Source organism: Microbacterium sp. (assembly GCF_035687345.1).
Lineage (GTDB): Bacteria > Actinomycetota > Actinomycetes > Actinomycetales > Microbacteriaceae > Microbacterium.
Genome location: NZ_DASRXZ010000094.1, coordinates 1 through 16017, shown reverse-complemented (window position 1 = coordinate 16017; position 16017 = coordinate 1). Strand labels below are relative to the sequence as shown.

The window sequence follows — 16017 nt, the reverse complement described above, 5'->3', positions numbered from 1 at the left end:
CCGGCAGTGGGTGAGCGTGTCGCCGAACCACTTCTACCCGTGGGCGCCGGAGGGCCTCGCGGTGTGGATCGCGCAGGAGGCGAACCGCCTCGTGGCCGAGCACGTGGCGCAGGCGCCCGATCGGCTCACGGGTCTCGGGGTCGTGCCCCTGCAGCATCCGTCCCGCATCCTCGAGTGCGTCGACGACGCGATCCTGGGCCGCGGCCTCGCTGGTATCGAGATCTCGTCGTTCGCCGGCGACGTGGAGCTGTCGGACCCGCGGCTCGAGCCGATGTGGGCGCGGGTCGCGGAGCTCGGCGCGGTCGTGTTCCTGCATCCGTTCGGGTGCTCGCTCGACGAGCGCCTCGACCGCTTCTACCTCGCGAACACGGTGGGGCAGCCGGTCGAGAACGCGGTTGCGCTGTCGCACCTCATCTTCGCGGGGGTGCTCGACCGGCACCCGACGCTCAAGATCGTCGCCGCGCACGGCGGCGGGTACCTGCCGACCGCTATCGGCCGCAGCGACCACGCGTGGCGTGTGCGGCCCGAGGCGCACGGCTGCGAGCACGAGCCGTCGTGGTACCTGAAGCGGCTGTGGTTCGACACGGTCGTGCACGACACGGGCGCGCTGCGGCACCTCATCGAGGTCGCGGGCCCGTCGCAGGTCGTGCTCGGCAGCGACTACCCGTTCGACATGGGGCTCGAGGATCCGGCCGCGTTCGTGCGCGGCGCGGGTCTCGACGACGAGACGACCGAACGCGTGCTGGGCGCCAACGCCGAGACCCTCCTCGAGACGAGGGTGCGCGCATGAGGATCGCGCGCTGGACCGACCCGAGCTCCGGGGGAGCGGTGGCCGAGGGCTTCATCATCGACGATCGCGTCGTTCCGTTCCCGGACGGCCTGACCGTGGCCGATGCGCTCGCGCGCGGACTGGCCGAGACGACCGCGCTGCACGAGCGGGTGGCGGATGCCGCGGGCACACCGCTGTCCGACGTGCGGCTGCTCGCACCCGTCGTGCCCGCCGCGGTGCGCGACTTCGTCGCGTTCGAAGAGCACGTCGAGGGCGTGAGCGCCGGAGTCGAGGGCAAGAGCAACGTGGCGGACGAGTGGTACGAGGCGCCGACGTTCTACTTCACGAATCCGCACACGATCTCGGGCCCGGGGGAGGTCGTGCGGCCGCCTGTGACGGAGCGGCTCGACTTCGAGCTCGAGCTCGCGATGGTCATCGGGGCGGCGCCGGGCGTGGGCGAGTCGAATCTCACGGCGGCGGAGGCGGCATCCGTCATCTTCGGCTACACGATCATGAATGACTGGTCCGCGCGCGACCTGCAGGCGCGCGAGATGAAGGTGCGCCTCGGCCCGGCAAAGGGCAAGGACTTCGGCATGACGCTCGGGCCGTGGATCGTCACGGCCGACGAGCTCGAGCCGTTCCTCGACGAGGACGGGTTCCTCGCGGTGCGCGCCGAGGCGTGGATCAACGGGGAGCGCGTCGGCGAGGACCTGCTGTCGAACGCGGGGTGGCCGTTCCCCGAGCTCGTCGCGTACGCGTCGCGCAACTCCCGGGTCGTTCCCGGCGACGTTCTGGGTTCGGGCACGGTCGGCAACGGCGGATGCCTCGGCGAGCTGTGGGGCCGTAACCGCGGCCTCACCCCGCCGCCGCTCACCGAGGGCGACGAGGTGCGGCTCGTGATCGAGGGGATCGGCGAACTCGTCAACACGGTGGGCGCGCCCGTCCCGGCGCCCGAGGTGCGTCCGGCCCGGCCGCGGCCGCGCAACCGCCACCGGGCCGGCGCCGGCGCCGGCGAGGGGGGTGGATCTTGACGAACGACGAGCCGCGCCTGGAGAGGGTCGCCGACGGCGTCTGGGCGTACGTGCAGCCCGACGGCGGGTGGATGGTCAACAACATGGGCGTGATCGCGGGCGACGTCGTGACGAGCGTCGACCTGACATCCACCGAGCGCCGCACACGCGCCTACCTCGCCGCCGTCGCGGACGCCACCGGACGCGAGCCGCAGCGCGTGGTGTTCACGCACTCGCACCCCGACCACTGCAACGGCGCCTCGCTCGTGCCGGAGGCCGAGATCATCGCGCATCGCTCGGTCGCCGACGACCTGCAGCGCCCGCACCGGCTCGCCCCCCACATCTTCGAGCCGTTCGAGCAGGGCGACGCCCACCCGCGCGTGCCGACGCTCGTGTACGACGACGGTGTGACGCTCGACCCCGCGGGGCTGCGGATCGAGGTGCGGCACCCGGGCACCCGGGCACACACGCCCGGTGACTCGTACGTGTGGCTGCCCGAGCAGCGCGTGCTGTTCACCGGCGACCTCGTGTTCAACGGCGGGACGCCCTTCGCGCTCTCCGGCTCGCCGGCGGGCTGGCTGCGCGCGCTCGAGCAGATGGCGGCGCTCGACCCCGTCGCGGTCGTGCCGGGCCACGGCGAGGTGGGCGGTCCGGAGCTCTTCGAGCCCGTCGCCGCGTATCTGCGCTTCCTCATCGCCGCCGCCGAGGATGCCCGCGCTCGCGGCCTCACACCGCTCGAGGCGGCTCGCGCGCTCGACCTCGGGGAATTCGGGCGGCTCATCGAGCAGGAGCGCATCGTCGGAAACCTCCACCGCACGATGGCCGAGCTCGACGGGGACGAAGCCGACTTCGCCGCCGCCTGGGAGGACATGTACGAGTACAACGGGCGGAAGCCCCTGTCCTGCCACGCGTGATCGCGCTCCCGCTGACGGGCCGGTGCGCCGGGCCGGCTACGCCGGCCGCGGCAGAACGGTGAGCACGCGCTCGATGTAGTCGCGGAACTCGGCCATGTAGTCGCGCAGGAACGCGGCGGTGTCTTCGACGAGCACCTCGCCGTCGGACGAGAAGACCTCCGGCGTGAAGTGGATGTACGCCTCGGGCGCCGTCATCTGCCGCGCGTTGCAGAAGCTCAGCACCGCCCGCAGGCTCTGCTGGGCGACCGCCGTTCCGATCGCACCGATCGACGCGCCGATGACGGCGGCGGGGATGTGGTCGAACGAGTTCTGACCCCACGGCCGAGAAGCCCAGTCGATGGCGTTCTTGAGCGCGCCGGGAATCGATCGGTTGTACTCGGGAGTGACGAACAGCACGGCGTCGGATGCCGCGATCGCGTCCTTCAGCGCCGTCGCCTCCGGAGGGTAGTCCTCGTCGTAGTCCTGGCTGTACAGCGGCAGGTCGCCGATGGGGATCTCCGTGAACTCGAGATCGTCCGGTGCGAGGCGGATGAGCGCCTTCGACAGGACCCGGTTGATCGATGTCGACGAAAGGCTGCCGACGAAGTATCCGACTTTGTATCCGGCCATGGTGGCTCCGTTCCTCGAGACCTTGCTGCCTGATCCAGCGTCCGTCGCCCGTCCTCGCCCGGGAACCCCATTGCGCTCGCCGCGGGAACGTGTTTCCGCCGTGCGCGAACTCGGGCCGCGGCATCCGCGTCAGGTCGACACTTGTTCACGTGGACGATCGGGAAGCCCTCGACGCGTACTCCTCGACGGTGATGCGCGTCGCGCAGACGGTGCTGCCCTCGCTCGCGGCGGTGAGCGTGCGCAGCCGGCAGGGCGTGGGGGCGGGGAGCGCGTCGGTGATCAACGACGACGGCAACCTGCTCACGAGCGCGCACGTCGTCGACGGCGCGAGCCGCGTGGAGCTCGCGTTCTCGGACGGCGCGGTCGTGCCGGCATCCGTCGTCGGCGCCGACCCGCTGTCGGACCTGGCGGTGCTGCGTGCCGAGGGCGAGACGCCGCCGCCGGTGCGGCTGGGCGACGCGTCGACCCTCGGCGTCGGCCAGCTGGTGGTCGCGCTCGGCAATCCGCGAGGGCTCTCCGGCAGCGTGACCGCCGGCATCGTCTCGGCGCTGGGGCGCTCGCTGCCGACCCGAGCCGGGCGCGTGATCGACGAGGTGATCCAGACGGATGCCGCGCTGAACCCCGGCAACAGCGGCGGCGTGCTCGCCGACAGCGCGGGACGCATGGTCGGCGTGAACACGGCGGTCGCTGGAATCGGGCTCGGGCTCGCGGTGCCCATCAACGCGACGACACGCGAGATCATCGAGGCGCTTCGCACGAACGGCCGCGTGCGTCGGGCGTGGCTCGGCATCGCGGGAGCCACCGTCCCGCTCGGCCCGGACGTGGCGGCGAAGGCCGGCGCGAAGGTCGGCATGCAGGTCGTGTCGGTCGTTCCGGGAAGCCCCGCGGCGGTGGCGGGAGCGCGCGCGGGCGACATCGTGCTGTCGCTCGACGGCGTGGCGATCGCGGATCCCACGGCGCTCCAGCGGCGCATGGTCGAGACGGCCATCGGGCGGCGCATGGAGATGACGATGTGGCGCAACGGGGCCCTCGTCGACGTCGTCGTCGAGCCCGAGGAGCTGCGCGTCTCGTGAGCTGTGCCCGCCCCGTGCGCCCTTGATGAGAGCCGCATGAGAAATGGCGGGGACACGCCGTCATCGGTTTGTCACCGTCCGCGACGACCCATTAGCGTCGGCCGTTATCAACCCGGCCCCCGACGGATTGGATACCTCGCGCGTGGATATCGATGCGCTCAAGCGAACCTGGGCTCAAGTCTCGGCGCACGGGGACGCAGTGCCCGGGTTCTTCTACGCGCACCTCTTCCTCGCGCACCCCGAGGTGCGCGACATGTTCCCCGTCACGATGGCGACGCAGCGCGACCGGCTGGTCAGAGCCCTCGGCCGCATGGTAAGCAACGTCGACAACCTCCCCGAGGTCGTCGGATACATCGAGGACCTCGGGCGCGACCACCGCAAGTTCGGTGCGATCGCGGATCACTATCCGGCGGTGGGGGCGTCGCTGCTCGCGACGCTCAAGCACTTCCTCGGCAGCGCGTGGACGCCCGAGCTTGCGTCGGACTGGGCCGAGGCGTACGGCCTGATCGCGACCACGATGATCACCGCCGCCGAGGCGGTCGAGTCGCAGCCGGCGACGTGGGGCGCCGAGGTCGTCGCGACCGAGCGCCGAGGCATGGACATCGGCACGGTCACCGTCCGCGTCGACGACGACTACGAATACCGGCCCGGCCAGTCGGTCACGCTGGAGATCCCGCAGCGGCCCCGGCAGTGGCGGTACTACTCGCCGGCGCATGCGCCGCGCGCCGACCGCACGATGGACTTCCACGTGCAGCTCGTCGCGGGCGGCCAGGTCAGCGGCGCGCTCCTGCGCGACGTCAAGCCCGGCGACCGCGTGCGGCTCGGTCCGCCCATCGGCGAGCGGCTGACACTCCCGCCCGATCGCGAGTGGCCCGACCTGCTGCTCGTCGCGGGCGGCACCGGCATCGCCCCGATGCTGGCGATCCTCGATCAGGTCGCCGAGCGCCACCGCACGACCGGAATCGGCCCGCACGTCGCGCTGTACCACGGCGTGCGGCACCCGTGGGGGTTCTACGCCAAGCCCGAGCTCGAGCCCTATCGCGGTGTGCCGTGGCTCGAGACGGAGTTCGTCGTATCCGACGACCCATCCTTCCCCGGGCGTCGCGGGCTGATCGGCGACATCGCTTCGGCGGACGGGCCCTGGTACGGCCGCACCGCCCTGGTGTGCGGCTCGCCGCGCATGGTCGAGCACACCGCGGCGGCGCTCCGCTCCGCGGGGCTCGAGCCCGACCGCATCCGCAGTGAGAAGTACGAAGACCCCTACAGCCAGGACGTCAGCGAATCGGGCAGTCAGGCAGGCTCCCGAGAACTCGCCCAGCCGCGCGTCGGGCTGGGCATCTAGGAGAGGGCAACATGATCATGACCGGGACCCAATCCGCGCCGATCACCCCAGAACTGCTGCGCGGAGCAACCTTCTCTCGTGAGGCCGACGGATACAGCCGCGCCGAGGTCCATTCGCTGCTGGCCGCCGCCGCCGACGCCCTGGAGGTCGCTCGACGCGACAACGAGGCGCTCACCGCGGGCCTCAGCTCCGAAGACAACGAGATCTCGAGCCGCGCCGTGCTCCTGCTCAGCCAGGCGCAGCGCATCGCCGACGACGCGGTCGCCGAGGCCGAGTCCTACTCGAAGGACCTCATCGAGACCGCGCGGAATCAGTACCGCGAGATCGTCGAGCGCGCCCAGCAGGTCGCGCACTCGATCGAACGCGAGTCGGGCGCGCGCCCCTCCGACGACGCGGGTGTCGACTCCGCCCCGCCGTCGGGAGCGCCCGCCGCGCCCGTGGCGCCCGCCGCGTGGACGTTCGACCAGCCCCCGGCGCCCGCCTTCGCGACCGACGACCTCTTCGCCGCCGGCCCGGCGTCGGCGGACGAGGTCGTGCGTGCCCGCCAGTTCGCGCGCATGGCGACGGCGCAGGTGCACTCGTTGCTGGAGTCGATCGAGCGAGAGCTCGGGCGCCTCGGCGCGGGCGGAGCGCTCGAGGGGGAGACGGTGGAGCCGCCTCCGAACAGGCGCTCCTCGTTCGTCAGCACCCCCAGCCGAAACGGCGACGGCCGACCGCGAGACTGAACCGACCACCGGCGCCCCGCGCCGTCATCCCCCCACCACACCACGATCGGAGCACCCATGACCGACACGAGCGCATCGACGACGCTGTACGAACGCCTCGGCGCGGGCGACGGCATCGCCGCTGTCGTCGACAACCTGTATCGGCACATCATCGGCGACGAGACCCTCGCGCCGTTCTTCTCCGGCACCGACATGGTCGAGCAGAAGCGCCACATGGCCCTGTTCCTCGCTGTCGCGACCGGCGGCCCCGACGGATACCGGGGTCGTGACATCGACGCCGCGCACGCCGGTCGCGGCATCACGGATGCCGACTTCGACCGGGTCATCCAGCACGCCGCCACCGCGCTCGCGGAGGCGGGGGTCGACGACGAGACGATCCAGACCGTCGCCGGGGCGCTCCTGCCTCTGCGCGCGCAGGTCGTCGCGGACGCCTCGGCCGCCTGATCGCCTCCCTACGGCCGCGCCGTCACGTGACGGCGGCGCGGCGCGCGAACCTGGGCTCGCGCCAGACCTCGGTCTCGAGGATGTCCTCGATCGCCGCGACGGCGTCCCACACATCGACGTGCGAGACGTACAACGGCGTGAAGCCGAATCGCATGAGATCCGGTGCGCGGAAATCGCCGATGACACCGCGATCGATGAGCGCCTGCATGACCGCATAGCCGTCGGCGCATCGGAGCGACACCTGGCTCCCGCGCTTCGCCGGGTCGCGCGGCGTGACGTCCTCGAGGCCCCACCGCGACAGGCGATCGTCGGCGAGTGCGATGAAGAGTTCCGTGAGTCGCAGGCTCTTCTCGCGGACGTGCGTCATGTCGACCTCGGCCCATATGCGCAGACTCGCCTCGAGCGCGGAGATCGCGAGCACTTGCGGCGTGCCGACGCGGAACCGCGTGATCCCCGGCGCCGGCGCGTACTCGACGGCGAAGTCGAACGGCCGGGCGTGCCCGTTCCATCCGGTGAGCGCCGGGCGCGCCGCGGCGTGGTGCCTTTCTGCCGCCCACAGGAACGAAGGGGCGCCGGGGCCCCCGTTGAGGTACTTGTAGGTGCAGCCGACCGCGAAGTCGGCATCCGCCCCGTTGAGGTCGACGGGCACCGCGCCCGCGCTGTGGCACAGATCCCACACCATGACCGCGCCCGCGGCGTGGACGCGTCGCGTGACGTCGGCCATGTCGTGCATGCGGCCGGTGCGGTAGTCGACGTGCGTGAGCACGACGACCGCGACGTCGTCGTCGAGCACGTCGTCGAGCGTCGGTCCGTCGTCGGCGATGAGCCTGCGTTCGAGCGGGGTCTGACCGCCGAGCAGCGCCTGCACACTCTCGAGCACGTAGAGGTCGGTGGGGAAGTTGCCCCGCTCCGACACGATGACGCTCCGATCCGGTCGCAGGCGCGCCGCGGCGACGGTCGTCTGGAAGAGGCTGGCCGACGTGGTGTCGCCGATGACGACCTCGCCGGGCGCGGCGCCGATGAGCGGGGCGATCATGTCGCCCACCGTGCGCGGCTTGTCGAACCACCCGGCGTCGTTCCAGCTGCGGATGAGGCCGTCTCCCCACTCCTCGGCGATCACCCGCTGCACGTGGGCCGCGGTGTCCCGGGGGAGCGCGCCGAGGGAGTTGCCGTCGAGGTAGATGACGCCCTCGGGCAGGGTGAATCGCTCGCGGAAGGGCGTGAGCGGATCGGCCGCGTCGAGCGCTGCACACGTGTCGCGGTCGACGCGTCCGGCGTCGAACGAGGGGACGGTCATGGTCGGGGCATCCGTTCGCTGAGAAGGGGGGCGGATCGACGAACCGGCGTCCTCGACGGGTCGCTCGCCCGACGGGTAAGGATAACCGCTGTCGCTTGAGGTGCCGCTCGCATACCGGCTTGCCCTCCCCAATGTTAGTGACTAACATCAGGGAGGTGAGCAAAGCCGACACCCGCCGCCGACTCCTCGCCGCCGCGCTCGAGCTGTCGGCGTCGAAGGGCTTCGACGCGACCACTGCGGCGGAGATCGCCGCGCGCGCGGGGGTCTCCGAGATGACGTTCTTCCGGCACTTCCCGACGAAGGCCGCCGTGCTCGTCGACGACCCGTATGACCCGCTCATCGCCGACGCGATCGCGCGCCGGCCGGCGGAGGAAGGACCGTGGCAGGCCACGGTGCGCGGCATCGCCGACGCGTGGCAGGCGGTCGAGCAGCCGGATGCCGCGGCCGTCCGCGAGCGGCTGGCGATCGTCGCGTCGACGCCGTCCCTGCGGTCCGCGCTCGCCGAGGGGAGCGCCGCGACGGTCGGCGCCATCCGCGAAGCGCTCGAGCGGCGCGGTGTCGTGCGGCACGAGGCATCCGTCATCGCGGCATCCGTCGTCGCCGGTCTCAACGAAGCCCTCCTGCTGTGGGCGTCGTCGCAGCCCGGCGATCTGGACGACGCGATCCACGACGCACTCGACGTGCTGGGCGGGCGGTGATGGGCGCGGTCTCGCTGCGGGCGGTGTCGCGCCGCTTCCGGACGGATCCCGGCGTGCATGACCTGACCCTCGCCGTGGGCGCGGGTGAGGTCGTGGCCCTCGTCGGCCTCAACGGCGCAGGCAAGACGACGCTGCTCAAGCTGGCTCTCGGGATGCTGCGGCCCGACTCCGGCACCGTGGAGATCGGGGGAGTGCCCGTCGAGCGGCTCGCACCTGCGGCGTGGCGCGATGTCGGCCACCTCGTGGACGGACCCACGCTCTACGGGGAGCTCACCGTGCGCCAGAACCTGCTGCTGGCGGCGCGGATGCGCGGAGCCGCGGCATCCGTGGTCGAATCGTCGATCGCGGACCTCGCGCTCGAGCGGTTCGCCGACCGGCGGGCATCGCAGCTGTCGCTCGGAAACGGTCAGCGCGCCGCGCTGGCGATGGCGTTGCAGCACGCACCCGGCGTCCTCGTGCTCGACGAGCCGGGCAACGCGCTCGATCCGTCCGGGGTCCTGATGCTTCGGGATCGAATCGTCGAGCGCAAGGCCGCAGGGGCAGCCGTGCTCGTGAGCAGTCATCATCTCGACGAGGTCGCCCGCATCGCGGACCGCATCGTCGTCATGAACAGGGGTCGTCTGATCGGCGAGCTCGACCCGGGGTCGGGAGAGCTCGAGCGCGCGCTCTTCGACCGGGTGCGCCGCGACGACGTCGCGCTGGGGGTGTCATGATCGCCGCCATCCGCTGCGAGGCGGTCAAAGCCGCGCGTTCGCTCGTGGGGATCATCGCGCTCGTCGCGTACGTCGGCGGGGTGACCGCGCTGTGCTCGGTCGTCATCGCCCTCGCCCGCTCGGGCGACACGCAGCTCATCGCGAAGCTCGGATCCTCCGTCACGGACGATTGGGCCGGGCTGGTCTCCGCCGCGGCGCAGATCGCGGGTGCCGGTGGGTTCGTGGCAAGCGGAGTCGTCGCCTCGTGGATCTTCGCCCGCGAGTTCGCCGACCGCACCATCTCCCGGCTGTTCGCGCTTCCGGTGTCGCGGGGGCGCATTGCGATCGCGAAGACCGCCGTGTTCGCCCTGTGGAATCTCGCCGCCGCCGTCCTCACCCTCGCGCTGCTCCTCATCGCGGGCACGGCACTCGGACTCGGGGCGCCCTCGCCTGACGAGTGGGCGGCGCTCGTGCGCATCCCCGTCCTCGTCGTGCTCACGGCGCTCGCCGTCCTCCCCGTCGCGTGGGTGGCCTCGATCACGGGATCCCTCCTCGCGGCGATCGGCTCGGCGGTCGGGCTCCTGGTGGTGACGCAGGTCGGCGTGCTCTCGGGTTCCGGCGGCTGGATGCCCTTCGCCGCGCCGGCCCTGTGGGCGATGTCGGGCGGAGCGGCCGTGACAATCGGTCAGCTGGCGCTCACGGGCTGCGTCGGTGCTGTCGCCCTCGCCGCCACCGTCGTCGTGTGGCGCCGCCTGCAGCTCGACCGCTGAGCCGGGGTCCCGGGCACGCCCGCGTGTTCGGCCCGTATGTGCTCCGGGGGGCGTATCGTGTACGGGTCCCAACCGGGGCGATGGTGAGCCGGGAAGTCTGGTCGGCACGTTCTTGTCACATGTGACCGAAGGGCAGGCCATGGGTGCACAGCTCATCGTCCGGGGCGATCAGCTTCCGGTGCTGCAGCAGCTCGCCGTGACGCAGGCGTCGGGACTCGAGCCGCCGCGCGCGGTGGTGTGGGGCGCCGACCTGCGCGACGCGACATCGAAGCGCGATGCGCAGAAGCGGCTGGTCGCACACTGCCGCGACGTGGCCGCGGTGGCGGCGGCGCATCCGCAGCTCGCGCATGTGTTCGTCGCGTACTCGCATGGCGGGGTCGTGCCGGCGGGCGGATGCCTCGCGACCGCCGCTCGCGCGGCCGCGCGCCTCCATGCCGAGCTCGAGCGCGCGCGGGGCCGCTACGTCGAGGTCGTGCTGCTGGATGTCACCGGATGCGAAGACGCCGACACGCTCGAACGGCGCGTCACGCAGGCGATCGCCACTCCGGCGGGGGTCGCCGGCGATGTCGCGCTCGGGTGGACCGACATCGTGGACTCGTCCATCCACGCCGCTGCGGCTCGAGAGCTCTGCTGAGGCACCCGCGATGCGCGTCCTCATACTGACGGTCGGGACCCGCGGTGACATCGCGCCGTTCGCCGCCCTCGCCGAGCGGCTCGCCGCCGAGGGGCACGATGTCGCGCTCGGCGCTCCCGAGGCGTACCGCGAGACCGTTCCCGAACGGGTGCGGTTCGAGCCGATGGCGACCGAGATGGACGACGTCATGCGCGCGAGCATGCGCGAGTCCGCGGGGGCTCGTGGGGCGGTGTCGCTGGCGCGTCGCATGTCGTCGGCGATGCGGGTGTCGCTGGGTGAGCAGTGGGAGATCGCGCAGCGGTTCGAGCCGACGGTGGTGGTGGCGCATCCGAAGACCCTCGGCGGCCCGCACATCGCAGAGCGGCTCGGGGTGCCCGCCGTCGCGTCGATCCCTCTGCCGTTCCTGACTCCCACCGCGGTGTTCCCGATCCCGGTCGTGTCGCGGTCGCTCGGCGGGAGGCTGAATCGCGCGACGTACGCGTTCAACCGCTCCACGGGGCTCGCGTACGGGGGCATGGTCAATCGCTTCCGCACCGACACGCTCGGACTCCGGCGCACGACCAGGTTCAGCGACTATCTGCACACACCCGACGGCGAGCGGATGCCGGTGCTCTACTCGTTCAGCGGGCACGTCGTGCCGAGACCGGTCGACTACCCCCACTCCGCGCACATCACGGGGTACTGGTGGCGCCCGCCGCAGCATGACTGGACTCCGCCGACCGAGCTCGCCGACTTCGTCGACCAGGGCGGACCCGTCGTCTACATCGGCTTCGGGAGCATGGGCTTCGCGCGCGAGGCCGAGCGACGCGGGGAGATCATCCGCGAAGCGGTGCGCCGAGCGGGCGTCCGGGCCGTCATGTCGGAGGGCTGGGGTGCGGTGCGGATGCCGGCGGGCGACGACGTCCACGTCGCCGACGAGGTGCCGCATGACTGGCTCTTCCCGCGTGTGACGGCGGTCGTCCATCACGGCGGAGCGGGAACCACGGCCGCGGGACTGCGCGCCGGACGACCGACGCTCGTCTGCCCTGTGCTCGGCGATCAGCCGTTCTGGGGCGATCGCGTGCGCGACCTCGGATCGGGTCCCCGGCCGCTGCGGCTGCGCCGCCTTTCGGCGGATGCGCTCGCCGCCGCTCTCGATGACCTCGTTGCGAACGAGAGCTACAAGGCGACCGCGACCCGTATCGGCGACGCGCTCTCGAGCGAGGACGGCGCGGGTGAGGCCGTCCGCGTGCTCGAGCGGATCGAGTCGCGTACGACGCCTCCGTCGCCGTAGCGTTCCGCGGATTCAGCGGTCGCCGACCGACCGCCGTTGCTCGAGCAGGCCGATCGCGACCAGAGCGAGCCCGAGCTCACCCGGGTCTCAGCTGTCGGGAACGAGCACCGCGGCGCCGTCGAACCGCCCGTCCTTGAGGTCTTGCAGCGCCTGCGGTGCGCGCGACAGCGGGTACGGATGCACGGTCGCCGTGACCCCGTGACGCGCGACACGCTCGAGGAACGCGCGGCCGTCCGCCCGCGTGTTCGACGTGACGCTGCGCAGCTGCTTCTCGTAGAAGAGCTCGCCCTCGTACACGAGCGACGGGATGTCGGTGAGGTGGATGCCGGCGATCGCGCACGTTCCGCCACGGTCGAGCGCCCGCAGCGCGTGCGGCACGATGTCGCCGACGGGCGCGAAGAGGATCGCGCTGTCGAGCGGCTCGGGTGGAGGATCGAAGAAGCCCTGGGCCGACGCCGCGCCGAGCTTGAGCGCGAGCGCCCGCGAGGCGGCGTCGCGCGTCATGACGTGCACCCGGGCGCCCTCGGCGAGCGCGACCTGCGCACACAGGTGCGCGCTGCCGCCGAAGCCGTAGAGCCCGAGCCGCCCGCCCGCCGGGAGCTCCGCGCGCAGCAGGGCGCGGTATCCGATGATGCCCGCGCACAGCAGCGGCGCGATCGACACGTCGTCGGCATCCGGCAAGCGGTACGCATAGGCGGCCGGCACGGTCGCGTACTCGGCATAGCCGCCGTCCGCGTCCCACCCGGTGTACTCCGACGAGGGGCACAGGTTCTCCCGGCCCGACCGGCAGAACCGGCACACGCCGCACGTCCGCCGCAGCCACGCGATCCCGACGCGGTCGCCTTCGCGGAAGCCCGCCACCGCGTCGCCCGCGTCGATCACTTCGCCGACGACTTCGTGACCGGGCACCACTCGGGGCTTGTGCACGGGAAGATCTCCCTCGCTCACGTGCAGGTCGGTGCGGCACACCCCGCACGCCGTCACGCGCACCAGCAGCTCGTCGTCGCGTGGGCGCCGCACGGGCAGTTCGACCCACTCGAGCGGGTCGGATTCCATAGGGCCCGGGCGCGCGACGACCCACGCGCGCATCGTGGCGGGGAGTGCGGCCATGTCCACCATTGTGCGCGCGAGGATTCGCGCGAGAAAAGCGCGATCCGTCCCACAGCGCCGAGGATCGGGGCCACGATAGGAGCAGGCGACCGCAAACCCCTCGCCGGTCGCCGGAGGAGCCCGACATGGGCAAGTTCACCTACGAGACGACTGTCAAGGTCGACTTCGACGACCGCCTCCTTCTCCACCTGCAGACGGTGATCGGAACGAAGCTGCGCCGTTCGGAGGCCTTCTTCTTCAGCTGGCGCGAGGATCCGAGCCTCGGCAGCGGCCGGACGACGATCTGGGTGCATCCGCACGCGTCGCTCATCTTCCGCTACTACGGCAGTCGGGCTCCGACACTCAACCGGCTGTGGCTCGAGACCCTCATGCACGAGGCCAACTCCCCGGGCGGGCTCCACGTCGTTCCGGAACCTCCCGAGGACGAGCCGGACGACACCTTCACGCAGGGCCACGTGCACGCGCCGGGGTAGGCGCGGCATCCGTCCGTCCGTGTCAAGCCCCTCGGTCGACCCGCCCTTCGCGTGAGACGGTGCCAGCGAGGCGAAAGGAGCGCGACGTGGACGAGCGCGAACAGGACCTCGGTGCCGGCGGCGAAGGCGTCGACGAGCCCGACACGCTGGCGGGTGGCGAGTTCCAGGAGGAGCTGGCCGACTCGAGCGAAGAGGTGGACCGCGAGACCGGTCGCTACACCGACGGACGCGGCGCCGGCGAGGGCGGCTACGCCCACTCAGAGGAGGCGTTCGGCGACCAGCCCGACACGCAGGGTGACGACCCGCTCGTGGCGGAGCTGGGCGAGGAGGGTCAGGGCGATCTCGCGCCCGAAGACCTCTGAGAAGACCCGGATGCCTCCGCCGTAGCCGCGCCCTCCGAGGGTGTCAAGGGCGTGGTGTCGGCGTGCGCGGGCGCGGACCGTGGAAGAACGGCCGCCGAGGAGGAGCACCGGTATGGGCAAGTTCATCTATGAGGGGTCGATCAAGGTCGACTTCGACGACCGCGTGCTCGCGCACCTGCAGCTCGTCATCGGAAGCAAGCTGCGGCGCGGCGAGGGCTTCCACTTCACGTGGCGCGACGATCCGAGCATCGGCGACGGACGCACGACGATCTGGATCCACCCTCAGGCCTCCCTCGTCTACAAGTTCTACGGAAGCCGCAAGCCCGCGCTGAACCGCGCGTGGATCGATGCTCTGAGCTACACGGCGAACTCGCCGACGGGCCTGTATGTCGTGCCCGAGCCGGCCGAGTCGGCCGATGAGCGGATGCTGACCGATGAAGCGCATTGACATCGTCTACGGCGGGCAGCTCTACAGCATCGGCGGACGCAACCCGCAGGAGATCCTCGACGAGATCGCGGATGGTGTGAAGCGCGGTGCGCACTGGCTGCGCGTGAACGACGGCGAGGGCCTGCGCCGCGACGCCCTTCTGCTGATCACAGCGGGTGTGCCGATCGCGGTGATCCCCATCCCCGGCGATCAGGAGCCCGACCGCGGCGGCGGCGTGACGCCCCTCGAGTGAGGGCCCGCCGGCGGGAGAGTACCGCTCAGCGCGACGCGATGAGCGCCTGCGGCGCCGCCTGCGACATGCGCGTCTGAAGCCACATGAGCTGGACGGACGTCTGCTGCTCGCACGCCGCGACGATGTCGAGCAGCTCGTGATCGGGAAGCGCTTGCGCGACCTGCTTGATCATCGTCCACGTGATGTCGGTCATGCTCGCCAACAGGTAGAGGTCCTGGAGGTCCCGCAGCAGTCCGAGTGGACCCGTTCGCGCCCGCTCGAGGCCGTCCCCATGGAGCCTCTCGGGCTCGTCGTCGGCCGAGCCCTCGCCGTAGCGCTCGATCACCGGCCGCAGCCTGTCCCGGTGCTCGTCGCACTGGCCCGCGAGCGTCTGGCACAGGAAGTGCACGTCGGGTTCATCGCCGTGCTCGTCGGCGACCTGACGGAACGACTCCGCGAGTGTGCGCTCCGCTTCGTCGAGGAGCGACAGATAGATCGGAAGCTTCATGATGGGTCCCTCACGCGCTCGACCCGCACGGCAGCGGTCTTGAACACCGGCTGCTTCGACACGGGATCCCACTCGGTGATCGTCAGCTCATTGGCCGCCGTCGGATGCGGCTCCGCGGCGTCTTCCGGAGCATCCCAGTACCCGTAGTGGAACGGCGCGAACACCGCGGCCGGCGCGATCGCCGAGATGCGCACAGGCGCGACGAGCCTCCCCCGGCGCGACCGCACCTCGACCACGTCGCCCTCCGCGAGACCGCGGGCCGCGGCATCCGTCTCGGCCATCTCGACCCACACCGAGGGGGCCGCCTCGACGAGCTCGCGTGCGCGCCCCGTCTTCGTGCGGGTGTGGAAGTGGTATGCCGAGCGTCCCGTCGTGAACCGGAGAGGGTACTCGTCGTCGGGCGGCTCGTGCGGTCCGGAGTACGGTGCCGACTTGAGGATCGCGCGCCCGTCCGGATTCAGCGCCGCGAACGTCGGCTCGTCGAGCACCGCCCCCGTGAGCAGGTCGTGCCCGTACGTCTCGCACTGCTCGCGGCGCGTCGGGAACTGCGCATCGGAGTACAGACGGTCGACGCTCTCGGTCTCGCCCTCGCGGCGCGGCCAGCGGACCGCTCCCTCGGCCCGGAGGTCGTCATACGAGATGCCGGTGTAGTCGC

At 71.6% G+C, this 16017-nt stretch carries 21 protein-coding genes; 16 read left to right on the top strand and 5 right to left on the bottom strand.

Translation table 11 applies throughout. The annotated features are described in order from the left end of the window. The 3 genes from VFF97_RS10920 to VFF97_RS10910 all read left to right on the top strand — a co-directional run. Positions 1–790, top strand: a 790-nt coding sequence (locus VFF97_RS10920) for an amidohydrolase family protein (RefSeq protein ID WP_325033530.1), incomplete at its 5' end; no start/stop codon positions are given. Beyond that, positions 787–1800, top strand: coding sequence for a fumarylacetoacetate hydrolase family protein (locus VFF97_RS10915; RefSeq protein ID WP_325033529.1), 1014 nt, complete (start codon positions 787–789; stop codon positions 1798–1800). The genes VFF97_RS10920 and VFF97_RS10915, both read left to right, overlap by 4 nt. Then, positions 1797–2693 carry an MBL fold metallo-hydrolase gene (locus VFF97_RS10910; protein WP_325033528.1) on the top strand — a complete coding sequence of 299 codons (897 nt, stop codon included), beginning with the start codon at positions 1797–1799 and terminating at the stop codon, positions 2691–2693. Before VFF97_RS10915 ends, VFF97_RS10910 begins: the two co-directional genes overlap by 4 nt. Before the next feature lie 36 nt (positions 2694–2729). On the opposite strand, the gene VFF97_RS10905 is transcribed toward VFF97_RS10910, so the two are convergent. After that, the gene (locus VFF97_RS10905) at positions 2730–3302 is read right to left on the bottom strand and encodes an NADPH-dependent FMN reductase (protein ID WP_325033527.1); all 573 of its coding nucleotides are present in this window, start codon (positions 3300–3302) and stop codon (positions 2730–2732) included. A gap of 149 nt (positions 3303–3451) precedes the next feature. Between VFF97_RS10905 and VFF97_RS10900 the strand changes: the two genes are divergently transcribed. The 4 genes from VFF97_RS10900 to VFF97_RS10885 all read left to right on the top strand — a co-directional run bounded on the left by VFF97_RS10900 (position 3452) and on the right by VFF97_RS10885 (position 6886). Further along, complete coding sequence (locus tag VFF97_RS10900; RefSeq protein WP_325033526.1) at positions 3452–4375, top strand: S1C family serine protease; 924 nt, start codon at positions 3452–3454, stop codon at positions 4373–4375. Positions 4376–4574: 199 nt separating this feature from the next. Beyond that, positions 4575–5717, top strand: coding sequence for a globin domain-containing protein (locus tag VFF97_RS10895; RefSeq protein ID WP_325033525.1), 1143 nt, complete (start codon positions 4575–4577; stop codon positions 5715–5717). A gap of 11 nt (positions 5718–5728) precedes the next feature. After that, a complete protein-coding gene (locus VFF97_RS10890; protein ID WP_325033524.1) occupies positions 5729–6442 on the top strand; it encodes a DivIVA domain-containing protein in 714 nt (237 codons plus the stop codon). Between the two features lie 57 nt (positions 6443–6499). Then, entirely contained in the window at positions 6500–6886 is a 387-nt protein-coding gene (locus tag VFF97_RS10885; RefSeq protein ID WP_325033523.1) for a group 1 truncated hemoglobin, read from the top strand. 22 nt (positions 6887–6908) lie between these two features. On the opposite strand, the gene kynU is transcribed toward VFF97_RS10885, so the two are convergent. Next, positions 6909–8183, bottom strand: a complete 1275-nt coding sequence (gene kynU, locus VFF97_RS10880) for a kynureninase (protein WP_325033522.1) — start codon at positions 8181–8183, stop codon at positions 6909–6911. 155 nt (positions 8184–8338) lie between these two features. On the opposite strand from kynU, the gene VFF97_RS10875 reads away from it, so the two are divergent. The 5 genes from VFF97_RS10875 to VFF97_RS10855 all read left to right on the top strand — a co-directional run bounded on the left by VFF97_RS10875 (position 8339) and on the right by VFF97_RS10855 (position 12250). After that, positions 8339–8881, top strand: a complete 543-nt coding sequence (locus VFF97_RS10875; protein ID WP_325033521.1) for a TetR/AcrR family transcriptional regulator — start codon at positions 8339–8341, stop codon at positions 8879–8881. 53 nt (positions 8882–8934) lie between these two features. Continuing rightward, the gene (locus VFF97_RS10870; RefSeq protein ID WP_325033520.1) at positions 8935–9594 is read left to right on the top strand and encodes an ABC transporter ATP-binding protein; all 660 of its coding nucleotides are present in this window, start codon (positions 8935–8937) and stop codon (positions 9592–9594) included. Continuing rightward, positions 9591–10343 (top strand): ABC transporter permease, encoded by a 753-nt coding sequence (locus tag VFF97_RS10865; RefSeq protein WP_325033519.1) that lies wholly within the window; start codon positions 9591–9593, stop codon positions 10341–10343. Before VFF97_RS10870 ends, VFF97_RS10865 begins: the two co-directional genes overlap by 4 nt. Positions 10344–10482: 139 nt before the next feature. Continuing rightward, positions 10483–10977, top strand: a complete 495-nt coding sequence (locus VFF97_RS10860) for a hypothetical protein (protein WP_325033518.1) — start codon at positions 10483–10485, stop codon at positions 10975–10977. A gap of 10 nt (positions 10978–10987) precedes the next feature. Next, the gene (locus tag VFF97_RS10855) at positions 10988–12250 is read left to right on the top strand and encodes a glycosyltransferase (protein ID WP_325033517.1); all 1263 of its coding nucleotides are present in this window, start codon (positions 10988–10990) and stop codon (positions 12248–12250) included. A gap of 87 nt (positions 12251–12337) precedes the next feature. Here the strand turns inward: VFF97_RS10855 and VFF97_RS10850 are convergent, their stop codons facing one another. Further along, complete coding sequence (locus VFF97_RS10850; RefSeq protein WP_325033516.1) at positions 12338–13360, bottom strand: zinc-binding alcohol dehydrogenase family protein; 1023 nt, start codon at positions 13358–13360, stop codon at positions 12338–12340. Between the two features lie 125 nt (positions 13361–13485). Between VFF97_RS10850 and VFF97_RS10845 the strand changes: the two genes are divergently transcribed. From VFF97_RS10845 to VFF97_RS10830, 4 genes are all read left to right on the top strand, one after another. Next, a complete protein-coding gene (locus tag VFF97_RS10845) occupies positions 13486–13833 on the top strand; it encodes an ATP-dependent DNA ligase (protein ID WP_325033515.1) in 348 nt (115 codons plus the stop codon). A gap of 86 nt (positions 13834–13919) precedes the next feature. Then, the gene (locus tag VFF97_RS10840) at positions 13920–14195 is read left to right on the top strand and encodes a hypothetical protein (protein ID WP_325033514.1); all 276 of its coding nucleotides are present in this window, start codon (positions 13920–13922) and stop codon (positions 14193–14195) included. 112 nt (positions 14196–14307) lie between these two features. Then, positions 14308–14643: an ATP-dependent DNA ligase gene (locus VFF97_RS10835; protein ID WP_325033513.1), complete on the top strand. Its 336-nt coding sequence runs from the start codon at positions 14308–14310 to the stop codon at positions 14641–14643. Next, entirely contained in the window at positions 14630–14875 is a 246-nt protein-coding gene (locus tag VFF97_RS10830; protein WP_325033512.1) for a hypothetical protein, read from the top strand. The genes VFF97_RS10835 and VFF97_RS10830 overlap by 14 nt, the downstream gene beginning before the upstream one ends. A gap of 25 nt (positions 14876–14900) precedes the next feature. Here the strand turns inward: VFF97_RS10830 and VFF97_RS10825 are convergent, their stop codons facing one another. Together VFF97_RS10825 and VFF97_RS10820 are read right to left on the bottom strand one after the other, a co-directional pair. Continuing rightward, positions 14901–15362, bottom strand: a complete 462-nt coding sequence (locus VFF97_RS10825) for a hypothetical protein (protein ID WP_325033511.1) — start codon at positions 15360–15362, stop codon at positions 14901–14903. After that, a partial coding sequence (locus VFF97_RS10820) for a molybdopterin oxidoreductase family protein (protein ID WP_325033510.1) occupies positions 15359–16017 on the bottom strand: 659 nt, incomplete at its 5' end. The genes VFF97_RS10820 and VFF97_RS10825, both read right to left, overlap by 4 nt.